This window comes from Variovorax sp. FW301-JW7, assembly GCF_058788795.1.
Window position 1 is genome coordinate 468981 of record NZ_JBYTBC010000003.1, and the last position, 23074, is coordinate 492054.

18 protein-coding genes are annotated in these 23074 nt (G+C 69.9%); 8 read left to right on the top strand and 10 right to left on the bottom strand.

Annotated elements, in window-relative coordinates:
- Positions 1 to 3 precede the first annotated feature (3 nt).
- Positions 4 to 1527, bottom strand: coding sequence for an MFS transporter (locus AC3WQM_RS10610; protein WP_492678555.1), 1524 nt, complete (start codon positions 1525 to 1527; stop codon positions 4 to 6).
- A complete protein-coding gene (locus AC3WQM_RS10615; RefSeq protein WP_492678557.1) occupies positions 1524 to 2099 on the bottom strand; it encodes a GNAT family N-acetyltransferase in 576 nt (191 codons plus the stop codon). Before AC3WQM_RS10615 ends, AC3WQM_RS10610 begins: the two co-directional genes overlap by 4 nt.
- Positions 2100 to 2170: 71 nt before the next feature.
- Here AC3WQM_RS10615 and AC3WQM_RS10620 point away from each other — a divergent pair, with 71 nt between their 5' ends.
- Positions 2171 to 3049 (top strand): LysR family transcriptional regulator, encoded by an 879-nt coding sequence (locus tag AC3WQM_RS10620; RefSeq protein ID WP_492678559.1) that lies wholly within the window; start codon positions 2171 to 2173, stop codon positions 3047 to 3049.
- A gap of 6 nt (positions 3050 to 3055) precedes the next feature.
- Here the strand turns inward: AC3WQM_RS10620 and AC3WQM_RS10625 are convergent, their stop codons facing one another.
- A complete protein-coding gene (locus tag AC3WQM_RS10625; RefSeq protein WP_492678561.1) occupies positions 3056 to 4225 on the bottom strand; it encodes an ABC transporter substrate-binding protein in 1170 nt (389 codons plus the stop codon).
- A gap of 351 nt (positions 4226 to 4576) precedes the next feature.
- On the opposite strand from AC3WQM_RS10625, the gene AC3WQM_RS10630 reads away from it, so the two are divergent.
- A complete protein-coding gene (locus AC3WQM_RS10630; RefSeq protein ID WP_492678563.1) occupies positions 4577 to 4960 on the top strand; it encodes an energy transducer TonB in 384 nt (127 codons plus the stop codon).
- A 21-nt stretch (positions 4961 to 4981) separates the two neighbouring features.
- On the opposite strand, the gene trmB is transcribed toward AC3WQM_RS10630, so the two are convergent.
- The 4 genes from trmB to AC3WQM_RS10650 all read right to left on the bottom strand — a co-directional run bounded on the left by trmB (position 4982) and on the right by AC3WQM_RS10650 (position 8815).
- Positions 4982 to 5755, bottom strand: coding sequence for a tRNA (guanosine(46)-N7)-methyltransferase TrmB (gene trmB / locus AC3WQM_RS10635; RefSeq protein WP_492678565.1), 774 nt, complete (start codon positions 5753 to 5755; stop codon positions 4982 to 4984).
- Entirely contained in the window at positions 5752 to 6657 is a 906-nt protein-coding gene (gluQRS, locus tag AC3WQM_RS10640) for a tRNA glutamyl-Q(34) synthetase GluQRS (RefSeq protein ID WP_492678567.1), read from the bottom strand. The genes trmB and gluQRS overlap by 4 nt, the downstream gene beginning before the upstream one ends.
- A gap of 6 nt (positions 6658 to 6663) precedes the next feature.
- Positions 6664 to 7746: an NAD(P)/FAD-dependent oxidoreductase gene (locus tag AC3WQM_RS10645; RefSeq protein WP_492678569.1), complete on the bottom strand. Its 1083-nt coding sequence runs from the start codon at positions 7744 to 7746 to the stop codon at positions 6664 to 6666.
- A 115-nt stretch (positions 7747 to 7861) separates the two neighbouring features.
- Positions 7862 to 8815, bottom strand: coding sequence for a LysR family transcriptional regulator (locus AC3WQM_RS10650; protein ID WP_492678571.1), 954 nt, complete (start codon positions 8813 to 8815; stop codon positions 7862 to 7864).
- Positions 8816 to 8978: 163 nt separating this feature from the next.
- Between AC3WQM_RS10650 and AC3WQM_RS10655 the strand changes: the two genes are divergently transcribed.
- From AC3WQM_RS10655 to AC3WQM_RS10670, 4 genes are all read left to right on the top strand, one after another.
- Positions 8979 to 9680, top strand: coding sequence for a pirin family protein (locus AC3WQM_RS10655; RefSeq protein WP_492678573.1), 702 nt, complete (start codon positions 8979 to 8981; stop codon positions 9678 to 9680).
- A gap of 55 nt (positions 9681 to 9735) precedes the next feature.
- Positions 9736 to 10161: a DoxX family protein gene (locus tag AC3WQM_RS10660; protein WP_492678575.1), complete on the top strand. Its 426-nt coding sequence runs from the start codon at positions 9736 to 9738 to the stop codon at positions 10159 to 10161.
- 78 nt (positions 10162 to 10239) lie between these two features.
- On the top strand, positions 10240 to 10791 hold the full coding sequence (locus AC3WQM_RS10665; RefSeq protein ID WP_070060379.1) for a flavodoxin family protein: 552 nt from the start codon (positions 10240 to 10242) through the stop codon (positions 10789 to 10791).
- A 35-nt stretch (positions 10792 to 10826) separates the two neighbouring features.
- Positions 10827 to 11750 carry a pirin family protein gene (locus tag AC3WQM_RS10670; protein WP_062481625.1) on the top strand — a complete coding sequence of 308 codons (924 nt, stop codon included), beginning with the start codon at positions 10827 to 10829 and terminating at the stop codon, positions 11748 to 11750.
- A 9-nt stretch (positions 11751 to 11759) separates the two neighbouring features.
- On the opposite strand, the gene AC3WQM_RS10675 is transcribed toward AC3WQM_RS10670, so the two are convergent.
- Positions 11760 to 12545, bottom strand: coding sequence for a sulfurtransferase (locus AC3WQM_RS10675; protein WP_492678578.1), 786 nt, complete (start codon positions 12543 to 12545; stop codon positions 11760 to 11762).
- A gap of 61 nt (positions 12546 to 12606) precedes the next feature.
- On the opposite strand from AC3WQM_RS10675, the gene dnaE reads away from it, so the two are divergent.
- The gene (gene dnaE / locus AC3WQM_RS10680) at positions 12607 to 16125 is read left to right on the top strand and encodes a DNA polymerase III subunit alpha (protein ID WP_492678580.1); all 3519 of its coding nucleotides are present in this window, start codon (positions 12607 to 12609) and stop codon (positions 16123 to 16125) included.
- Positions 16126 to 16228: 103 nt separating this feature from the next.
- Positions 16229 to 16600 carry a YgiW/YdeI family stress tolerance OB fold protein gene (locus tag AC3WQM_RS10685; protein WP_492678582.1) on the top strand — a complete coding sequence of 124 codons (372 nt, stop codon included), beginning with the start codon at positions 16229 to 16231 and terminating at the stop codon, positions 16598 to 16600.
- Here the strand turns inward: AC3WQM_RS10685 and AC3WQM_RS10690 are convergent.
- Positions 16584 to 21803, bottom strand: a complete 5220-nt coding sequence (locus AC3WQM_RS10690; RefSeq protein ID WP_492678584.1) for an AAA domain-containing protein — start codon at positions 21801 to 21803, stop codon at positions 16584 to 16586. The two genes, AC3WQM_RS10685 and AC3WQM_RS10690, sit on opposite strands and share 17 nt — an antisense overlap.
- A complete protein-coding gene (locus tag AC3WQM_RS10695; protein ID WP_492678586.1) occupies positions 21800 to 23038 on the bottom strand; it encodes a M48 family metalloprotease in 1239 nt (412 codons plus the stop codon). Before AC3WQM_RS10695 ends, AC3WQM_RS10690 begins: the two co-directional genes overlap by 4 nt.
- Positions 23039 to 23074 lie beyond the last annotated feature (36 nt).

The window sequence follows — 23074 nt, forward strand, 5'->3', positions numbered from 1 at the left end:
CGGCTACGCGCAGCGCCCGGTGCGCTGCGCAGCCGTCGGGCGGGCCCGCCAGCCGAGGAACGCCACGGCGCAGGCTGCTGCAATCACGATCGCCACGGCCACGCCCATCACCGAGAAGAAGGCCTGGTCGAAGGCCGTGTGCGCGAGCGCCACGAGCTGCGAGGCGATCGGCGCGGGCAGCGTTTCGGCGGCCAGCAGCGCGGCGTCGATGCTGTCGCCGGCCGAGGCCGGCACGGCCAGGCCGTCGGGAATGACCAGCGCGGCCGTGTAGCTCGCCGAGAGCACGCTGCCCAGCAGCGCGATGCCCAGCACGCCGCCGAGTTCATACGACACCTCCTCGATCGACGCCGCCATGCCGGCGTGTTCGACGGGCGCGTTGTTCATGACCGCGTTCGACGCCGCCGTGATGGTCGCGCCCACGCCCAGCCCCAGCAGCACCAGGATGGCCGGCTTGAGCAGGCCCCCGGCATCGACCGCCAGCGCCAGCGCGCACAGCGCCAGCGCCGTGGTCACGAGGCCGCCCAGGATGACGGGGCGCGAGCCGATGCGCGCCAGCAGCAGGCCCGCGAGCGGCCCCGCCACGAAGGCGGCCAGCGGCAGCGGCAGCAGGGTGAGGCCCGCCTGCAGTGGCGTGAGGCCGACCACGAGTTGCAGCCGCTGGCTGAACACCAGCTCGACACCGATCAGGGCCACCGAGGCCACGATGGCCGCGATCACGCCGCCCGAGAAGTAGGCGTTGCGGAACAGGCGGAAGTCGATCAGCGGTGCGCTGCTGCGCCGCTGGCGCCGCACGAAGAGAGCCATGGCCACCACGGCGAGCACGCCGGTGATGGCGGCTGCCGTGACCGAGGGCGCGAACTTGGTGAGTTCCTTGATGGTCAGCACCAGGAAGACCAGCCCCGCCAGCACCTGCACCGAGCCGATGAAGTCCCACGGGCGCGTGCCGGTGTTCTGCTGCGTCGGCAGCAGCCACAGGGCCAGCACCAGCGCGAGCACCACCACGGGCACGTTGATGAGAAACACCGAACCCCACCAGAAGTACTCGAGCAGCACGCCGCCCACGACCGGCCCGAGCGCCGCGCCGCCCGAGGCCACCGAGGCCCACACGCCGATGGCCACCGCGCGCTCGCGCTCGTCGGTGAACACCAGCCGCAGGATCGCCAGCGTGGCCGGCATCATCATCGACGCGCCCACGCCCAAGAGGGCCCGCGCGGCGATGAGGACGGCCGGGTTCGGCGCGTAGGCCGCGCACAGCGAGGCCACGCCGAACACGGAAAGACCCGCGACGAACATGCGCCGGTAGCCCACGCGGTCGCCCAGCGCGCCCATGCCCAGCAGGAAGCCGGAGACGACCACGGTGTAGGCGTTGAGGATCCAGAGCTTCTCGGTGGCCGAGGCGGCCAGATCGTGCGTGAGCGTGGGCAGCGCCGTGTAGAGCACGGTCATGTCGACCACGATCAGCAGCAGCGCCATCGAGACGATGCCGAGCGTGATCCATTTCTTGGCGGTGGGGGTCAAGCCGTTCATGGCGTGGCCCTCCGGTCGTGCGACTGTGAGGTGGTGCTGTCCAGTTCCTTGAGCATCGTCACCGAGACCGTCTCGCAGCCGCGGGCGTGGAAGAAGTCGTGCGCGCGGGTATTGCCGATGCCGCTTTCGAGAAAGAGGCGCTGGATGCCGTGGCGCTGCAGCTCGGCGCAGACCCAGTCGAACAGCCGGCCGCCCAGGCCCTGGCCCTGGAAGCGCGCGTCGACGAGGAGGTCGTCGAGCGTCGCGAAGCTGCGGGCGGCGCGGCGGGTGTCGTCGATGGACACCAGCGCGAAGCCGGCCAGAGCGCCGTCGGCTTGCGCGACGGCCACGCGTGCGGTGGCCGTGGCCGGGTCCAGCGCCAGGGTCTCGCGCACTTGCGCCATGAAGACGGCGGGCAGGTCGTTGCGCCATTCGCCGGGGGCCACGGCGCGCTGCTCCTGCAACTCGGAGTGCGAGATGTAGGAAGGGGAAAGTTGCTGCAGGAACAGGGCCGTCATCGCCTGTGCCTGGGAAGGATCGCTGCACCAGCTGAGTTCGAACACCGGTGTCGTCTTGTTGTTCACATTCGTCATGGCGCCATCTTGCGTCATTGAAATGAATGAATAAAGATGGAATTAATCTAAAAAATAGATGGATGACCGAAATGGAATGGACCATTGACCAATTGCGCCAGTTCGTGACGACCGCCGAGTGCGGCTCGTTTTCGGCCGCGGCGCGCCACCTGGGCAAGGCCCAATCGGCCGTGAGCACGGCCATCGGGCTGCTCGAGGTCGACCTCGGCGTGGCGTTGTTCGACCGCTCGCGCCGTAACGCGCAGCTGTCGGATGCGGGCCGGGTGCTGCTGCTGGAGGCGCGCGAACTGCTGCGGCAGGCCGAGCAGCTCGACCAGCGCGCCCGCTCGCTGCACGAAGGCGACGAGGCCGCGCTGTCGCTGGCGCTGGACGAAGCCCTGCCGTACACCGCCATCGGCACGCTGATGCGCGAGATTTCGGCGAAGTTTCCGAGCCTCGAGCTCACGCTCTTGAACGGCACCGCGACCGAGGTGGCCGACTACGTCGAGCAGGAGCGCGCCAGTGTGGCCTTTCACTTCGACCGCGGCCCGGTGCGCGCCAGCTTCGACCAGCGCCACATCGGCAGCGTGCGCCAGGGCGTGTTCGTGGCCAGCGACCATCCGCTGGCCGACGGCCGCACGGTGCGGCGCCAGGACCTGGCGCGGCAACGCCAGCTGCTGATGCATGCGGACGACGTGCACGAGGTGGCCTACAGCCCGCGCGTGTGGCGCTCCGACAGCTTCTACAGCACGGCCGAGATGGTGGCCGACAACCTGGGCTGGGCCGTGCTGCCCATCAACATCGCGCGCTACGAGGGCTTCAGCAAGGCGCTGAAGGAAGTGCCTTGCCCGTCGCTGGCCTTGCCGCGCTTGTCGGTGCGCATGCTGTGGCTGCAGGGGCGGCCGCTCGGCGCGACGGCGCTGTACGTGCAGCAGCGCTTCACCGAGCTGCTGCGCGACAGCGCCGTGTGAGGCGCGTCAGCGGAGCACGCGACCGTCGGCGGAGATGCTGATCAGGTCGATGCTGCGCACGTTGTCGCGCAGGCCGGGGCGCAGGTTGATGCGGAAGCCGCCCACGTCGTAGTCGGTCATCGCCGTCATCGTGCGCTGCAGCGTCGCGGTGTTGAAGCCGCGGCCCGCGCGGCGCACCGCCTCGCCCGCGGCCTTGGCGGCGATGAAGCCTTCGAGCCCTTCGTACGACGCGGTCTGGTCGGAGTTGTCGACCGCCGCGAGGTACTCCTTGACGATCGGAATGGCCGAAGGGCGCGGCGAGGGCACCACCTGCGAGATCACGATGCCGCCGATGTCCTTGCCCAGCTCGGCGTAGAGCGGGTCGATGCCGACGATCGAGAAGGCCATGAAGTTGCCCGTGTAGCCGCTCTTGCGCAGCTTGCGGATGGCGCTGGCCGTGGTGCCCGAGAGCGACACCAGCACGATGGCCTGGGGCGTCTGCTGCTGCACGGTCTTCAGCGCGGCGTCGAGCTTGTCGGCGCCGGCGGGCACCAGCGCGCTCGCGACCAGCGGCGGCAGCTTGAGTTCGGAAACGGCCTGCTGCACGGCAGCCAGGCCGGCGCGGCCCATGGCGTCGTCGTCACCCACCAGCGCAATGCGTTTTTGCCCCACGGTGGCGCACTGGCGCACGATCTTGAGGGCCTCGTCGATCATGCCGGGGCGCACATGGAACACGTTGGGGTGATCGGGGCCGCGCAGCGTGTCGGACGCGGCGAAGGGCGCAAAGAGCAGGCTGCCCTGCTGCGTGGCGACCTTGGCGCCGGCCTCGCTGCTGGCGGTGCCGACAAAGCCGAACAGCATGTCGGCCTTGTTCGCGCCCAGCAGGGTGCGGGCGTTGGTGGTGGCGCGCGCGGCGTCGTAGCCGTCGTCCAGTTGCAGCAGCTTCAGCTGCAGGCCGGTGGCGGCGTTGCGCGTGTTGAAGTCGCTCACCGCAAGGCGGCTGCCGGCCGCGAAGGCGTTGCCGATCTCGTTGGCGCTGCCGGTGAGCGGCACCGACTGGCCGAGCAGGACGACGCGGGCCCCGGCGGCGGCCGGGCGTGGCGTCTGTGCCAGCAAGGGACGGGTGATGCCGAGGCCGCTTCCCAGAAGCAGCATTGCGGAGGCTTTTCCCAGCCATGTCCTGCGAGACGCGTTCATTGGCTACCTTTTGCTAACAATAGTAAAAAAGTGTAGCAATTTCGAGGCCAGGGCGGAAGGCGCGGGTGCTCCAGAATTGCCCTGATGAACTTGAATACGTCCTGGGTTTGGGGAGGGGTGTGTGTGGCACTCGCCGGTTGTGTCGCGCCCCCACCGACCGTGGTGGAAAAAGAGCCGCCCCCGCTGGAGATTTTGGTGCCCGTTGCGCCGCCACCGCCGCCCCTGATCGAGCCGCCACCGGCGGGACCGCCGATGGCACTGCCGTCCACGCTGCCACGGTCCCCCAAGGTCGCGTCGCCACCACGGCCACCGTCCCCCATGATCGCGCGGCCCCCGCTGCCACCGCCCCCCATGATCGAGCCGCCACTGCTGCCACTGGCGGGGCCGCCGATGGCCTTGCCGTCGGGGCCGACCCTCATGGCGGCGCCGCGCGCCGATTCGCGGGCCGCGACGGACGCTGTCGTGACGGAGCCGGTGATCCGCCAGCGCCGCTACCCCAGCTACCCGTCCGCGCTGGTGGAGGAGGGCATCGAGGGCCTGGTGGTCACGGCCTTCTTCGTCGGCGTGGACGGCAAGCCCGAAGACATCCGCGTCGAACGCTCACCGCACCCGCTGCTGTCGCAGGCGGCGACCGATTCGCTCAAGGGATGGCACTTCGACCCGGCGCGCACGGCGGACGGGCGTGCGGTGCGCGCCCGCATGCGGCTGCCGTTCCGCTTCAAGCTCGTCGAGTGAGCGGGGGAGGGTGACGCGCGCTCAGGCGCGTTTTTCGAACACCAGGTCCCACACGCCGTGGCCCAGCTTGAGGCCGCGGTTCTCGAACTTGGTGAGCGGGCGGTATGCCGGCTTGGGCGCGTAGCCGGTGTCCGGCGCGGTGTTGCGCAGCAGCGGCTCGGCGCCCAGCACTTCGAGCATCTGCTCGGCGTAGGGCTGCCAGTCGGTGGCGCAGTGGATGTAGCCGCCGGGGCGCAGGTGCTGCGCCAGCTTGGTCACGAACTCGGGCTGGATCAGGCGGCGCTTGTTGTGGCGCTTCTTGTGCCACGGGTCGGGAAAGAACACGTGCACGCCGGCCAGCGTGCCGGGCTGCAGCATGTGGTCGATCACGTCGACCGCGTCGTGCGCGCAGATGCGGATGTTCGAGATCGACTGCTCGCCGATGCGCTTGAGCAGCGCGCCCACGCCGGGCTCGTGCACTTCGCAGCACAGGAAGTTGGTCTCGGGCAGCACCGTGGCGATGTGGGCCGTGGCCTCGCCCATGCCGAAGCCGATCTCCAGTACCGTCGGGCCCTCGCGGCCGCCGAAGGCCGCCGTGAGGTCGAGCCGCTCGGGCGTGTAGGGCACGAGGAACAGCGGGCCCAGCTCGGCGAAGGCGCGGGCCTGGCCGTCGGTGGTGCGGCCGGCGCGCTTCACGAAGCTCTTGAGGCGGCGATGCAGCGGATGCGGCTTGCCGTCGGTGGCGTCGTCTTCGGGGGATGCGGGCAGGTCGTCGCCGGGCGGGAGGTCGTTGGACACGGTGTCGGGAATGTTCATGAGGGCCGCGAATTGTAGAGATCGCGCCATTCGGGCACCCAGCCGGCCAGGGCGGCGGTGCAGTGGCCGGCGGCCGTGGGGCGCAGGCCGAGCGCGCGCGCGGCGGTGTCGAGCGCGACCAGCGCGGCGTGCGGCGTGGCGGTGTCGATGGCCGTGGCGCCGTTCTGCTTGGAGAGCTTGTCGCCGTCGGCGCCGCGCACCAGCGGCGTGTGCAGGTAGCTCGGCGTGGGCAGGCCGAGCGCCTGCTGCAGCAGGATCTGGCGCGCCGTGTTGTCGACCAGGTCTTCGCCGCGTACCACGTCGGTCACGCCCTGTTCGGCGTCGTCGACCACCACGGCCAGCTGGTAGGCCCAGGGGCCATCGGCGCGGCGCAGCACGAAGTCGCCGACCTCGCGCTGCACGTCCTGCCGCTGCGGGCCGAGGCGGCGGTCGTGCCAGTGCAGGTCGCCAGCCGGCATGCGGTGCGCGGCAAAGCGCCAGGCGCGCGCGGGCTTGCCGTGCAGGCCGTCGCGGCAGGTGCCGGGGTAGACGCGCTCGCCGTGGCGTTCGTGCGCATGGCCGAGCCGGGCCAGGGCCAGGTCGATGTCCTTGCGCGAGCAGCCGCAGGGGTAGGTGAGGCCGCACGCCTGCAGCGCGGCCAGCGCCGCCTCGTAGTGCACGGTGCGCTGCGTCTGCCACTCGGGCGGTTCATCGGGGAGCAGGGCGCAGTCGGCGAGCTGGCGCAGGATGTGCTCGCCCATGCCGGGCAGGCAGCGCTCGGTGTCGGCGTCCTCGATGCGGACCAGCCAGCGCGCACTGTCGCCGCGCGCCCGCACGTCGAGCCAGCTCGCGAGCGCGGCCACCAGCGAGCCGGCGTGCAGCGGGCCGGTGGGCGAGGGGGCGAAGCGGCCGGTGGCGCGCATCCTTTCTTAGAGAGCGGCGAGGGCCAGCGAGAGGCCGGAGACAAAGCCGTCTTCGACGCGATGGCCGATGCACCAGTCACCGGCGATGCCGATGCGCGCCTTGGCGTCCCACAGGTGGGTTTGGCCTACGGGCACCTGCGTCTGCGCTTCGGGCCAGCAGCGTGCCTTGGCGTGGCTGGGCGTGGCGTGGATGCCGGTGATCTCCGAGAAGGCGCGCAGCAGCTTGGCCTCGATGCGCGCGGGCGTGTCGCGCAGGTGTTCTTGCGACCAGGTGGCGCTGGCCTGCAGGGTCCAGCGCTCGACGCGCTCGCGGCCGGGCTTGGACGATTCGCGCGCCAGCCACGCCACGCGGTGGTGGGTGCTGCGCGCCACGTTCCATTGCGGGCCGAGGTGCGACATGTTGGCCTGGTTGGCCTGGGGGAAGGCGATCATCAGCGTCCAGCAAGGCGCGATGCGCACGCGGTCGATCTTGCGGCTCAGCGTGGCCGAGCGTTCGCCATCGGCGAGCAGCTCGCGGGTGCGTGCGGGCGGCACGGCCAGCAGCACGGCGTCGAAGCCGGAGTACACATGCTGCGAATCGTCGGCGCCGGCGGTGCGCAGCTGCCAACGGGTGGCGTCGAGCGCGTCGGGCTCGATGCGGGTGACTTGCGTGCCGGTGACGAGGTGCTCGCCCAGCGGCGCGGCCCAGTGGGCCACGAGCGCGTCCATGCCGGGCTGGGCGACCCAGTGCGGCTCCAGCGAGGGCAGTGCCGCCTCGGCCACGCGGCCGTGGGCGTCGAGCACGCGCACGAGGTTGGCGCTCCAGGGGCGGCACAGCGCGGGCGTGGTGGCCAGCACCTGGGCGAAGCGCGGGTCGCGCACGGTGAAGTACTGCGCGCCGCTGTCGAAGCGGCCGAAGGCGGTGTCGATGCTCGCCATCCGCCCGCCCGGCGTGGCCTCGCGTTCGAACACCGTGACACGGTGCCCGGCCTGCATCAGCGTGCGGGCGCAGGCCACGCCGGCAATGCCGGCGCCGATGACGGCGTAGTGGCGGGCGGCGGCGGGAGTTCGGTGGCGGTCGGCGGTGGCGCGGGCTTTGGCTTTGGGCATGGCGGACTCTTTTCTTTGACAGGGTGATGACTGAGGAGGCCGTGCACACTCTAACTCGGTCTGCGCGCGCCGCCGGGCTGGGGGCGACCCTTATGCAGCCCTCATCGCGTGGCGTTCAACGGCCCCGGTGGCGTTCGAGCAGCGCCTTGCGCGTGCCCTCGTGCTCGAACTGCGCGAGCCACCATTCGAGCGCACGCCCCGGCTTGCCCGCGCTGCGCACGCGCCACGCGCAGTGCATGGTGCCCAGCGGCGGCTGGCGTTCGGTCTTCAGTTCGACGAGATGGCCGGCCTCGATGTAGGGCCGCGCCATCGGCTCGGGCAAAAAGCCGCCGCCCAGGCCGTGCAGCTGCGCGGCGATCTTGGCCTGCATGCTGGGCACGGTGAGCACGTCCTGTCCGCCGACGAGGTTCACGGTCATGCTCGGCCCGCTGCGCACCGAGTCGGCCGCGGCCACCGCGCGGTGCTGGCGCAGCACCGCGTCGCTCAGCGGCTGCGGCAGGCGCGCGAGCGGATGGTGCGGCGCCACCGCGAACACGAAGCGCAGTTCGCCGATCGGCCGGCTGCGGATGCCGGTGGCGGTGAAGGCCAGGCTCGCGGCATCGAGCACCGCGCCGATCGCCAGGTCGGCCTCGCCGCTGGTCAGCGCCTCGATGGTGCCGAGCAGGGTTTCGTCGCGCAGCTTCAGGCGCGTGGGCGGCTCGAGCGCGAAGAAGGCGGTGCACAGGTCGAGCAACGGGTCGCGTGCGATCACGCTGTCGACCGCGATGGTCAGCATCGGCTCCCAGCCGGTGGCCACGCGCTTCACGCGGTTGGCCACGGCGTCGATCTCGCCGAGCAGGCGCGCGGCCTCGCGCAGCAGTTCGGCGCCGGCCTCGGTGATGCGGGCCTGGCGCGCGCTGCGGTCGAACAGCAGCACGTCCAGCGCGTCCTCGATCTGGCGCACGCGGTAGCTCAGCGCGCTGGGCACCAGGCCGAGCGCGCGCGCGGCGGCGGCGAAGCTGCCGGTGGTGGCCACCGTCTGCAGCATGGCCAGCGCGTCGGGGGTGAGGACGTCTCGGGCGCTCGTCATGGGGCGGGCTCCATCGTTCAAATAATTTGAATGATGCCATCAAAACCGGGCGTCTTTCAGAGGGGGATGGAGGTCCAGAATTCTTCTCATCCGCTGCGCATCCGGCGCGGCCCACGACGAAAGCCCCGGCGCCCGAACCGGGTGGGGCAGCAAGGAGTTCGATATGTTGCAAGTGCGTAAATCCCAGGAACGCGGTTATGCCGACCATGGCTGGCTGCGCTCGTTCCACAGCTTTTCCTTCGCGGGGTACTACGATCCGGCCTACATGGGCTTCGGCAACCTGCGGGTGATCAACGAAGACCGCGTGGCGGCGGGCGCCGGCTTCGGCACCCACGGCCACCGGGACATGGAGATCATCAGCTACGTGCTCTCGGGCGAACTCGCGCACAAGGACAGCATGGGCAACATCGAATCCATTCCGCCGGGCGACGTGCAGCGCATGAGCGCCGGCCGTGGCGTGATGCACAGCGAGTTCAACCACAAGGCCGACCAGACCACGCACTTCCTGCAGATCTGGATCGAGCCCAAGGAACGCGGCATCGCCCCCGGCTACGAGCAGAAGCAGTTCAGCGACGCCGAAAAGCGCGGCACCCTGCGCCTGGTGGCCTCGCCCGACGGCCGCGACGGCTCGGTGACGGTGAACGCCGACGCACGCCTGTTCGCCGGCCTGTTCGACGGCAGCGAGACCGCCAGCCTGGCGCTCGATCCGCAACGCAAGAGCTACGTGCACCTGGTGCGCGGCGAGCTCGAAGTCAACGGCCAGAAGCTCGTGGGCGGCGACGCCGCGATGCTCGAAGGCGAATCGCAACTCACGCTCGGCGCCGGCACCGATGCCGAAGTGCTGGTGTTCGACCTGACGGCCTGAGACGGCGTCTTTTTCTTTGTTCCTTTCGCTTCAACAACCAACGAGGAGTTTCACCATGGCCATTACGACCACAACCACCGCCCCCAACGCCGCCCAGGACACGCTGGCACTCATCGGCCGCGTGCTGCTTGCAGCGCTGTTCGTGCCCGCCGGCTTCGGCAAGCTCATGGGCTTTGCCGGCACCGTGGGGTACATCTCCTCGGTGGGTGCACCGCTGCCGCAGGTGGCGGCGGTCATCGCGATCGTTGTGGAGCTGGGGCTCGGCCTGCTGCTGCTGGTCGGCTTCAAGACGCGCCTGTCGGCCATCGTGCTGGCGATCTTCACCGTGGCCGCGGCCGTGCTGTTCCACAACTACTGGGGCATGCCCGCCGACAAGGCCTTCGTGAACCAGCTGATGTTCTTCAAGAACATCGCGATCGCAGGCGGTCTGCTGGCCTTCGCGGCATTCGGCGCCGGCCGTTTCAGCATCGATAAAAAGTAAGCTCGCTCCACCCAGGCCGCGCCCACCCCGTGGGCGCGGCCTGCCGACTTCATCGCTTCATTGAGGAAATCCGTTTTCATGGCAAACATCGTCGTTGTCTTCCATTCCGGCTACGGCCACACCCAGCGCGTGGCCCAGGCCGTGGCCGACGGGGCGGGCGCGCAGCTGCTCGCCATCGACGCCGACGGCAATCTGCCGGCCGGTGGCTGGGAGACGCTGGCCGCGGCCGACGCGATCATCTTCGGTTCGCCGACTTACATGGGCGGCGTGAGCTGGCAGTTCAAGAAATTCGCCGATGCGTCGTCCAAGGTCTGGTACACGCAAGGCTGGAAAGACAAGCTCTTCGCCGGCTTCACCAACAGCGCCACGATGAACGGCGACAAGGTCACGACCATGACCTACCTGTGGACGCTGGCCATGCAGCACAGCGGCATCTGGGTCAGCATGGGCATCCTGCCGACCAACAACAAGGCGGCCACGCGCGACGCGATGAACTACGTCGGCGGCTACGGCGGCCTGCTCACGCAGTCGCCCTCGGACGCGAGCCCGGCCGAGATGCCCAAGGGCGACCTGGAAACCGCGCGTGCCTTCGGCGAGCGCGTGGGTGCAGTGGCAAGATCACGCGCATAACGCCCCCAAAGAACTTCGCCCACAAGGACACCACGATGACCGACACCATCCCCGAAATCCAATTGCTGCGGCCCCACGACAAGGACCTGGGCGGTGGCTTCAACGTGCGGCGCGTGCTGCCGGCGGCGCAGCGCCGCTCGGTCGGGCCCTTCGTGTTCTTCGACCACTTCGGCCCGGCCACCGAGCAGCCCGGCAACGCGCACGACGTGCGCCCGCACCCGCACATCGGCCTGTCGACGGTCACCTACCTGTTCGAGGGCGCGATGATGCACCGCGACAGCCTGGGCAGCGTGCAGGAGATCCAGCCCGGGGCCATCAACTGGATGACCGCGGGGCGCGGCATCGTGCACTCCGAACGCAAGCCCGAGCGCCTGCTGGCCGACACTTTCGTGAACCACGGCCTGCAGCTGTGGGCCGCGCTGCCGCAGGCCCATGAAGAGGTCGAGCCCAGCTTCGAGCACACGCCGGCCGACGCCATTCCCGAGCTGACGGTGCAGGGCGTGCCCGTGCGCGTGCTGGTGGGCGAGGCCTTCGGCGTTCGCTCGCCGGTGAAGACGCTGGCGCAGACGGTCTACCTCGATATCGCGCTGCCGGCCGGCGGCCGTTTCGAGCTGCCCGCACTGGCGCCCGAACTGGCGGTCTACATGGTCGACGGCGATGCGCGCGTGAACGGCGAGCCGGCGCCCGCCCACACGATGGCGGTGCTGCCCGACGGGCAGGGCGCGGTGTTCACTGCCGACGCCGCCGTGCGCCTGATGGTGATCGGCGGCGAGCCGCTGGACGGCCCGCGCTACATCACCTGGAATTTCGTTTCGAGCCGGCGTGAGCGCATCCTCGAAGCCGGCGCCGACTGGGCCGCGCAGCGCATGGGCCACGTGCCCGGCGAGACCGAGTTCATTCCGCTGCCGGGCAAGCCCTTCGGCGTGCGCGAGCCCGACACGGGCACGACGCCGGTCTGAGCCTTCTGTCTACTGCTTGATGCCGATGTCCGGGTCTTCCGAGGCCCGGGCGCTGGCGTCGGAGGCGCGCGCGCTGAGGTCGGGCGCCAGGGCCCGGCGGCCGTCGAACACGAAGCAGTCGCCGTGGTAGTGCGCGCCGCCGACATCCTCGAAGTACTTGAGGATGCCGCCTTCGAGCTGCAGCACGTGCTCCACGCCTTCCTCGCGCATGAGGATGGCCGCCTTCTCGCAGCGGATGCCGCCGGTGCAGAAGCTCACCACCGTCTTGCCCTCGAAGTCGGCGCGGTGCGCCTTCAATGCGGGCGGGAATTCGGTGAACTTGGTGATGCGCCAGTCGACCGCGCCGTCGAAGGTGCCTTCGTCGACCTCGAAGTCGTTGCGCGTGTCCAGCATCACGATCTCGCGGCCCGCGTCGTCGTGGCCCTGGTCGAGCCAGCGCTTGAGCGTGGGCGCGTCCACGCCGGGCGCGCGGCCGGCGGCGGGCTGGATCGCGGGGTGGTCCATGCGGATGATCTCGCGCTTGAGCTTCACCAGCATGCGCCGGAAAGGCTGCGTGGCCGACCAGCTTTCCTTGGTTTCGAGGTCGGCAAAGCGCGCGTCGGCGCGCAGGTCGGCCAGGAAGGCATGGATGGCCTGCGCCGTCCCCGCCAGAAACAGGTTGATACCTTCGGGCGCCAGCAGGATCGTGCCCATGAGGCCCAGGGCCTGCGCGCGGTCGCGCAGGGTCTCACGCAGCACGGGGCTGTCGTTGATGCCCACGAACTTGTAGGCGGCGATATTCAAAATCTCTTGCACGGGGCGGGATTGTAGGGATCACCGCACCACATCGTGGGGTGGCGCTTCCTACAATCGACGGATGTTTGTTCACCTGCGTCTGCACACCGAGTTTTCCGTCGTCGATGGCACGAATCGAATCGACGAAGTCATCAAGGCCGCCGCTGCCGACAAGCAGCCCGCGCTGGCCATCACCGACCTGAACAACCTGTTCGGGACGGTCAAGTTCTACAAGCAGGGCCGGGGCAAGGGCGTCAAGCCCGTCATCGGCGCTGAAATCTTCATCGACGGGCTGGGCAAGGAGCCCGGCGCGCTGACCCGCCTCATTCTGCTGGTGCAGAGCATGGAGGGCTACCTCAACCTGTCGGAGCTGCTCGCCCGCGCCTGGACGCAGAACGTGAGCCGTGGCCAGTCGCAGGCGGCCTGCAAGCTCGAGTGGCTGCAGGAGCTGCAGGGCGGGCTGATCGCGCTGTCGGGCGCACAGGCCGGGCCGCTGGGCCAGCCGCTGCTGCAAGGCCAGGAAGAGCGCGCCGCCGAACTGGCGCTGCAGCTCGCGGGCATGTTCCCGCATCGTTTCTACATCGAGCTGCAACGCGCCGGCCGTCCTGAAGACGAGCCGCACGTGATTGCGGCCGTGAAGCTCGCGGCCCGCCTGAAGCTGCCGGTGGTCGCCACGCACCCCGTGCAGTTCGCCGAACGCCAGGACTACGAAGCGCATGAAGCGCGCGTGTGCATCTCCGAAGGCGAAATCCTCGGCAACCCGCGCCGCGTGCGCAAGTTCACCGAAGAGCAGTACTTCAAGTCGAGCGCCGAGATGCAGGCGCTGTTTGCCGACGTGCCCAGCGCGCTGGCCAACACGGTCGAGATCGCCAAGCGCTGCAACCTCACGCTGGTGCTCGGCAAGCCGCAGCTGCCCGACTTTCCCACGCCCTTCATCGCCGAAGGCGTGCGCATGCCGATCGGCGAGTTCTTCCGCCAGGAGTCGTTCGAAGGCCTGGAGGTGCGGCTGAAGCACCTGTTCCCGGACGAAGCCAAGCGCGAGGCCGAACGGCCGCGCTACGTGGAACGCCTGGAGTTCGAGATCAATACGATCCTGAACATGGGCTTCCCCGGCTACTTCCTGATCGTGGGCGACTTCATCAAGTGGGCCAAGGAAAACGGCTGCCCCGTGGGCCCGGGCCGGGGCTCGGGTGCGGGCTCGCTCGTGGCCTACGCGCTGAAGATCACCGACCTCGACCCGCTCGAATACAAGCTGCTGTTCGAACGTTTCCTGAACCCCGAACGCGTCTCGATGCCCGACTTCGACATCGACTTCTGCCAGGGCAACCGGGACCGCGTGATCGACTACGTGAAGGACAAGTACGGCCGCAACGCCGTGAGCCAGATCGCCACCTTCGGCACCATGGCCGCGCGCGCGGCCATCCGCGACGTGGGCCGCGTGCTCGACATGAGCTACATGTTCTGCGACGGCATCAGCAAGCTGATTCCGAACAAGCCGGGCATGTCGGTCACGCTGCAATATCCGCCCGCGACCAAGATCGAAGGCGACAAGAACAACTACGCCATCGAGATGGAGCCGCAGCTGGCGGAGCGCATCGAGAAGGAAGAAGAAGTCCGCATGCTGGTCGAGCTCGCGCAGAAGCTCGAAGGCATGACCCGCAACATCGGCATGCATGCCGGCGGCGTGCTCATCGCGCCGGGCAAGCTCACCGACTTCTGCCCGCTCTACCAGCAGCCCGGCAGCGAATCGGCCGTGAGCCAGTACGACAAGGACGACGTCGAGGCCATCGGCCTCGTGAAGTTCGACTTCTTGGGCCTGGCCACGCTCACGATCCTGGAGATCGCGCGCGAGTTCATCATGAAGCGCCACAAGGGCCAGGAGAACTTCGCGTTCGAGAACATCCCGCTGAACGACGGGCCGACCTACCGCCTGTTCTCCGACGGCAAGACCGAGGCCGTGTTCCAGTTCGAATCCCGCGGCATGCAGGGCATGCTGAAAGATGCGCGGCCCACGCGCCTGGAAGACCTGATCGCGCTGAACGCGCTGTACCGTCCGGGCCCGATGGACCTGATTCCCAGCTTCGTGGCGCGCAAGCACGGCCGCGAAGACGTGGAGTACCCGCACCCGGCCGTGGCCGAGATGCTCTCCGAGACCTACGGGATCATGGTCTACCAGGAGCAGGTGATGCAGACCGCGCAGATCCTGGGCGGTTACTCGCTCGGCGGCGCCGACTTGCTGCGCCGCGCGATGGGCAAGAAGAAGCTCGAGGAAATGGCCGAGCACCGCGAGAAGTTCCGCGCGGGCGCGCTGTCCACGCACGGCATCGTGCAGGACAAGGCCGACGAAATCTTCGACTTGATGGAGAAGTTCGCGGGCTACGGCTTCAACAAGTCGCACGCCGCCGCCTACTCGCTGCTGGCGTACCACACGGGCTGGCTCAAGGTCCATTACACGGCCGAGTTCTTCTGCGCCAACATGACCGTGGAAATGGACGACACGGACAAGCTCAAGCTCTTGTTCGAAGACGCCCAGAAGAACTTCAACATCACCTTCGAGCCGCCGGACGTGAACCGCGGCAACTACCGCTTCGAGCCGGTCACCAACCGGATCATCCGCTACGGCCTGGGCGCCGTGAAGGGCACGGGCCAGCTCGCGGTCGAGGCCGTGGTGCGGGCGCGCGAAGAGGGGGGGCCGTTCAAGAGCCTGTACGACTTCTGCGTGCGCATCGACCGCCAGCGCATCAACAAGCGCACGGTCGAAGCGCTCATCAAGGCCGGCGCGTTCGATGCCATCCAGCAGAACCGTGCCTCGCTCATCGCCTCGGTCGACCGCGCCTTCGAGTTCGCCATCGCCACGGCGGCCAACGCCTCGCAGGCCGACATCTTCGGCGACTGCGAACACGGTTCGGCCACGCAGGAGCCCGACCTGGTCGACGCCACGCCCTGGGGCGTGAAGGAGCGCCTGACCTTCGAGAAGACGGCGGTCGGCTTCTACCTGTCGGGCCACCTCTTCGACGAGGTCTCGCACGAGGTGCGGCGCTTCTGCAAGCGCGAGATCGGCGACCTGCTCGACAGCCGCGACCCGCAGGTCATCGCCGGCATCGTGAGCGACTTCCGCGTCATCAACGGCCAGCGCGGCCGGCTGGCGATCTTCAAGCTCGACGACAAGTCGGAGTCCATCGACGCCACGGCCGACGAGGCGCTCATCAACGCCAACCGCAACACGCTGAAGGACGACGAACTCGTCATCGTGAGCGGCAAGCTGCAGCCCGCGCGCGGCGGTTTCGAAGCGCGCTTCCAGGTGCAGCAGGTGTGGGACCTGGCCTCGGCGCGCTGCCGCTTCGGCAAGTTCCTGCGCGTGGCGGTCAATGGCAAGGTGCCAGAGATCGCGCGCCTCTTGAAAGACTTTCCGGCGCGCACCGAGCAGACCGAGGTCGGCGACCTGGTGCACGGCCTGCCCGTGCGTCTGTCGATGGCGCGGGGCGGGGCGCAGGTCGAGTTGCAATTGGGCGAGCGCGCCAAGTTCTTCCCGACCGATGCGGCGCTTGCGAGCTGGACCGCGCAGGCCGAAGCGGGCAAGGCGCAGGTCATCTACGATTGATCGGGCCCCGCGGTCCCGCTGCCCCGGGGAACCTCGGGGCCTGCGCGCGGTCCATCAGACTGTTGCAACCTGGCCTTGGGCCATTCACAGGAGGAACGACCGCATGCATTTCAAGAAGATCCTCAAGACCACCGCGTTGACGTTCGGCGTGGCGCTGCCCATGGCCGCGGCCTGGGCCCAGTACGCCGGCCCGAGCTCGGTGCCGAACCTCACGGTCAAGCAGCTGCTCGACACCGGCCAGGACGACCAGCACGCCACGGTGCGCGGCTTCATCGTCTCGCACGACGGCGGCGAGCACTACACCTTTGCCGACGACACGGGACGCCTGAAGGTCGAGATCGACGCCAAGTACTTCCCGCCGGGCGTGAAGATCGACGACAAGGTGCGCGTCGAGGTGACGGGCAAGTTCGACAAGGACCGGCTCACCGGCAAGACCGAACTCGACGTCAAGCGCGTCATCACCGTCCTGCGCTGACCCCCGCCTTTTTCCCGAGCGCCTGCTCGACCTGGTCGAGCACGGCCTCGGGGGCGTGCAGCCAGTCCTTGGCCAGCACCTGCATCACCTGCCAGCCGAAAGCATCGAGGATGCGCGGACGCGAGACGTAGCGTTCCAGCACGTTGTGGCGCGTGCCTTCCTGCGCCGCGCCGTCCACGAGGAGGCCCAGCGCATAGTGGCCCTGGCCCGCCGCGCGCACCGCGAGGTCGCAGCGAAAACGCGACTGCCCCACCTGTTCGTCCACCGCATGGCCGCGTGCGCGCAGCGCCTGCGCGATCTGCGCCGTGACCTCGTCCGTGCGCGCGTGCCGCGCCACTTGGCCACGCGCCAGCGGGTTCATGCCTTCGAGCACGCGCCGCGCCGTGTCCTCGTCGCCGCGTGACAGGCACTCGGCATAGCGCAGGAAGTTCTTCAGCGCGGCTGCGCCTTCGTTGTGGTCGTTGGTGATCGCCTCGTGGCGGATGGTCGAGACCACCGCCATGTGGTGCTTGGCGCGGCTGAAGATCACGTTCAGCCGCTTCTCGCCACCGCGCTGGTTGATGGGGCCGAAGTTCATCAGCATGCGGCCCTCGGGGTTGGGGCCGTAGCAGATGCTGAGGATGATGATGTCGCGCTCGTCGCCCTGCACGTTCTCCAGGTTCTTGATGAAGAGGCCGCAGAACTGGTCGTCTTCCTCGCGCACGTACTCGGCCTCCAGCCGCGCCGCGAAGTCGGCATCGACCGCGCCGAGCGCGTTCAGCTCCTCCTCGATCTCGCCCTGCTGCGCCTCGGAGAAGGCCACGATGCCCAAGCTGCGCCCGGTCTCCCGCTTGAGCAGCTCGCGCACCAGCTGCGCGATGTGGCGTGCCTCGCCGTCGTTGATGCGGTTCTCGTACACCGCATCGGCCACGCGGTGGAAGCTGATGGCGCGCGAGAGCAGGGCGTCGACCTGCGCCTTCACGGACTCGTCGGTCGGGCTGCGCGACTGCACCACGATCTCGCCGCGCTCGGGCGCGGGCAGGCTGCGGTCGGGAATGGTGTACAGGTTGCCCGCGTAGAAGGCCGCGTTCGAAAAGCCGATGAGCGATTCGTAGCGGCTGCGGTAGTGCCAGGCCAGCAGCGTGGCCGGCAGGTTGCGCGCGCCCTGGTTCAGCAGGCTGTCGGCGTCGAGCACGACGGCGATGCGTTCGCCTTCCTCGCCGCTTTCTGCATCGTCGCCTGCCACCGACACGGTGTCTTCCTCGGCGTCGCGGCCCGACGAGAAGAAGCTCGTGGGCGGCAGCTGCATCTCGTCGCCCACCACGATGATCTGCGGCGCGCGGTACAGCGCCGGCACGGCTTCCTCGACCGGGATCTGGCTGGCCTCGTCGAAGATCACCACGTCGAACAGGTCGGCCGCGAGCGGCAGCGTGTCGGACACCGACAGCGGGCTCATGAGCCAGATGGGCTTCATGTCGCGCACCACGCGGCCGGTGTCGCCGCTGGCGAGTTCGCGGATCGCCTTGTAGCGCATGGTCTTGCCGAACTCGTGCTCGAGCTCGCGGCGGCCGGCGTTGTAGCTCTTCTTGAAGACCTTGCCGTCGGCGTCGAGCTGGCTGGCGGGCAGGGCGCTCTTTTGCACATGGTCGCGGAAGCGCTGGCGCACCGCGGCGGCGAGCGTGCGCGCGTTGCGTTCGAGCAGCTTGCGTTCGCCTTCGCCCAGGCGCTGCGCATGGCGCGCGAGCGTGGCGCCGTCGAAGCGCGGCAGCCAGCGCTCGGTGCGGTACACGCGCTCCAGTCCTTCGCGCGCGACGGCGTACTCGATGGCCTCGGGCGGCAGCGGCAGGGTGCGCAGCGCGGCGGCCACGGCCGGGTCGGCCTCGGCCAGTTCCTGCAGCGGCTGGAGCACCGACGGCAGTGCGTCGGCCTGATCGCGCAGCGTGCGGGCCAGGGCGTCGAGCGCGGCCAGCGGTTGCGCGCCGGCGTCGTGCAGCAGGTCGCGCCAGAGGGCGTCGAGCGTGTCGACGCGCGGCGCGGCGGCGACGAGCTGCTCGACGCTGCGGCGGCCCGCGTCGGTGCGCAGGTGGGCCTGGAACGCCGCGCGCAGGCCGGCACCGGCGTCGATGCCGCGCATCGCCTGCAGCTGCTGCGCGAAAGCCTCGGCGTCGGTGCAGCCGTAGTCGGCCTCGAGGTGTGCCGCCTGCTGGTCGAGCGCGGTGCGCGCGGCCTGTTCGGCGCGCAGGTCTTCGAGGATCTGGCTGGGCTGCGGACGCACGGCATGGGCGGCGAAGTCGTAGCGGCGCTTGAGTTCGCCCGACAGGCGCCACCACGAGGGCTGCAGCCAGCGCAGCAGCGAGCCTTGCTGCGCGCGGGCCTGCGCCAGTGCGGCTTCGGTGTCGCCGGGCGAGAGCTTGTCGCGCCAGTGGGCGGTGCGCTGCAGCTGCGCGTCGAGCGCCTGCTGCAGCGTGCGTCTTTCGTTCAAGGCGTGGCCGAGCGCGAGGCTGCTCGGGTGCGCCGCATCGAGCAGCGCCAGCTGGCCGCGCGCGGCCAGCGCGGCGACGCTGCGCGCATCGGCCACCACGGCCAGCGCATCGCGCCACAGCACGCCGGCCTCGGCCAGCGGCGGCCAGGCGTCGACCAGCGCATCGCGGCAGGGGGCGCTGAGGTCGATGGCGCGTTCGCTGCGCTCGACCAGCCGCGCCAGCGGTTTCTCCCGCGCCAGCAGCGAGGGCGCGAGCTGCGCGAACACATGCTGCGCGAAGCTGGGGGCGCCCAGGCTTTCGGTCACGGCCAGGTGCAGGCGCGACACCAGCTCCGCATGCCGGCGCCAGGCCGCGAAGGCGGGCAATGCTTCGGCCTGCACCGGTGTGAGCGATGGGTCGCCGGCCTTGAGCGTCACCAGCCGCGACAGCAGCTCGCGCAGCGTCACGGCGATGTGTTCGGGCACGTCGTGCATGGCCGCGTCGAAGCGTTCGAGCGCGCGCAGGTCGAGGTCCATGGCGTCGAGCACCTGCGTGCGTTCGGTGTTTTCCTGTGCCAGCGTGCCGGGCGCCTCGAGCCACAGCTCGTAGGTCTTGCGCAGGTTCTGCACGAAGGCCTTCTTGTCGCCCTGCGAGTCGTGGATCATGCAGCACAGCTCGTCCAGCCCCTGCTGGCGCAGGCGGTGGAACACCACGTCGATGGCGGCGCGCTTCTCGCAGACGAACAGCACGCGCTGGCCGCGGCCCACGTAGTCGGCGATCAGGTTGGTGATGGTCTGCGACTTCCCTGTGCCCGGCGGGCCCTGGATGATGTAGCTGGTGCCGGTGCGCGCCAGCGCCACCGCGGCGGTCTGCGTGGCGTCGGCCTGCACCACGGGCCACTGGTCGGCCAGCGGCAGGGCGGGCGGCGTCTCGCCGTCGACGCGGCGCGGCTGCAGCGAGAACACGCGGTCGAAGGCCTCGCTCGCCAGGTCGGATTCGGCCAGCCCCGAGTAGTCGCGCACCAGCGACATCTTGCGGTGGTTGAAGTTACCCAGCGTCACGGCCGTGAGGTCGATGTCCCACTGGTAGGGGTTGCCGCTGCTCTCGCGCAGCGCGAAGGTCTTGCGCTCGGTGTCGTCGACCGCCGTGGCCGCCATCTGCGGCGCGCGCGGCTGCGGTGCGCCGCCGACGGCCTCGCGCACCGGCAGCGGCACGGGGCGCACGCGCGCATGGAACAGCTGCAGCCCGCGCGGGCGGAAGTCGTCCTGCGCGTAGCTGAAGTCTTGCGCGGCCACCGGCACCGCCGAGGGCGAGCGCACGCGGGTGCGGCGCTTGAACTGTTCGAGCCGCTGGCGCGCGCGCTGGTGCATCACGGCGATCTCGGGCTGCTTCACGAGCCGCAGCTGCACACCGGGCTCGCTCTGCGCGATCTGCGCCGACAGCTGCGCATGGAACTGCTCGAGCGAGGTCTCGCGCAGGTCCACCGTCTCGGGCAGCGCGATGCCGTAGAGCTGGCGCAGGTGATGGCGCAGCGTGGGGTTCACCTGCGCTTCGCTGGCCGAGGCTTCGAGCAGGTACTGGTCGCGCACGCCTTTCTTGCGCGTCAGCTCGACCGGCAGCATCAGCAGCGGCGAGGCGATGCGCTCGGCGCGTTCGGCCTCGCCCTCCTTGAGGTTGTGCCAGCGCAGGAAGGCGATCACCAGCGACAGCTGCGAGAAGCCGTACTCGGCCCGGTCGCGCCGCGCCTCCTGCAGGATGCGGTCGAGCGCGCCGGGCAGGTAAGGCTGGTCTTCGAAGCGCAGCCAGCGCGCGAGCGGCACGGGGTCGCAACTCGCGATGTCGGCGGCAAAACGACCGTCCCACACGCACAGCTGGTCGGTGCGGATGCTGTTGAGGTCGACCACCAGCGGCACGCTTGCGACGGTGAGGTTCACATGCGCCTGCGTCGGCTTGAAGTACAGCAGGCGGTTGCGCCGCGAGAGGTCGAACAGCCGGTCGCGCAGGTGCAGCTGGATCGCCTGGCGGCGCTGGCCTGCGCCGTCGCGGGCGGGCGCGATGCGGTCCAGGCCGAGGTCGACGGGCTGGTCGCGGTAGGTCTCGAGGCGGCGGATGACCGAAGGCAGGTCGCGCGCGCGTTCGTGGCGGTCGAGCGCGGTCATCTCGAAGATCACGGCGGCCACCACCGGGTGCAGCCGGCGGTTCAGCTCGAACAGGTTGCCGCGGTGCGTGGCAAAGCGGGTCAGGTCGTCGCCGTCGGTGAAGTCGAGCCCGCACGACAGGCTGGCCAGCACCTGGCCCAGGCACAGGATGTCGCCGAGCGCGTCGTGGTGGCCCAGGCGCAGTTCCCACGCGGTGTAGCCGGGCAGGTAGACGGGGCGCGTGGGCACGGTGTCGGGGCCGGCCTCGGGCATCACCGCGAGGTTCTCGAGCGCGACGCCGGCGTCGGCATCGACGGTCAGGCGCGTTTCGCCGACCACGCGCAGCACCGAGGCGGCGGGTTGTTCGAGCGGCGCGATGGCCTCGGGGTGGCGGCGCGGCGCGGTGCCTTCGGGCTGGGCCAGTGCCAGCGCAGGTTCGGCGGGCGCGTCGGTCACGCGGTAGGCAAAAGCGCTGCCGAGCGCGGCGACGTGGCCGAGTTCGTGCAGGGCCGAGACCTCGCGCAGCAGCGGCAGCACGAGCTTGAGCACGTCGTCGGTCTGCAGGCCGCCATGGGCCTCGGCGGTGGCGAGCAGTTGCAGGAGCGGGGCGGGAGCGAGGGTCATGCGGCGGCGGCCTGCGAAGAAGAGGTGGCGGCCTTGTCGAGCAAGGCGGCGGCGTCGCGCTTGACGCGGGTGAAGTTGCGCTTGGACAGACCCAGGTCCTTCAGCACGCGCTGCTCGAAGGGCGTGTCGCAGCCGAGCGCATCGGCCAGGCCCAGCGCGGCGGCGAGGGTGACGTCGTCCATCTCGGGATCGGCGGCGATGAAGTCGACCAGCACGCTGGCCAGGTAGTCGTGCAGGCCGGCGGGCGCGGGCTCGGGCGGCGGCATCGCCGACGTGGGCGGCGCGAAGTCGGGGAAGAAGCGGCGCGCATGCGCCAGCAGCGAGTCCGACTGCAGCACGGGCCGTTGCAGCAGCTGCGCCAGGGTGCCGCGCGTGAGTGCGCTCACGCGCTGCTGGCCGAGCATGTCGAGCGTGCCCAGGTCGAGCGGACCTTCGAGCGCGGCGGCCAGCCATTCGTCGGCGTCGTGCTCGCGGCCGGCCCACAGGCGCAGCGCGCGGGCGCGCACGAACACCTCGGGGTGGCTCACGCCGCGCGTCTGCAGCGCCTTGTTGTTGGGGTCGGCGCAGATTTCTTCGGCCTGCGCCAGGTAGCTCGCCACGTTGACCTGCGTGAGGCCCGTCTCGATCTTGATGAGCGCACTCACGGCGGGCTCGAGCGCGCCGCAGGCCACGCAGCCGCCGCGGTCGGCAAAGGCCTCGGTGTACAGCGCATGGCGCCGCGCGGCCTGCAGGTGGCTCGCGTCGGCGCGCGGGTCGGCCGCGGTGGCGTGCAGCAGGCGGTCGACGACGTGGTGCTGGCCGCCGTCGCGCTCCCACAGCAGGTAGTGCGCGAGCTCGTGGCCGAGCACGGCCTGGCGCTCGGGCGGCTGCAGTTTTTCGAGCAACGGGCCCGAGAGCACGATGTGCGCCTCGCCCGGTACGACGTAGATCGCGGCGTTCATGGCCGCGCCGTCGCCGGACGGGGCCTGGTAGAGCGTGATGCGCGCCGTGACGCCCAGCCGCTGCGCGGCCAGGGTGGCGTCGGCATGCAGGTCGGGGTGTGCTTCGGCGTCGAGCCGGTAGGCGCTGCGCAGCAGTTCGGCGCGCATGGCGGCCGTGTGTTCTTCGCGCGCTTCAGCCGAAGCGGCCCAGCGCCAGGCCTCGGGTTCGTTCGCCTGGAGGTGGGCGGCCAGTGCCTGCTGGTAGGGCAGCGGCGTCAGGTCTTGGAGGCGAACGGCAGGGAAAGAGTCGACCATGTCAGGAGCGCCAGCAACAATGAGTTGCCGACGATC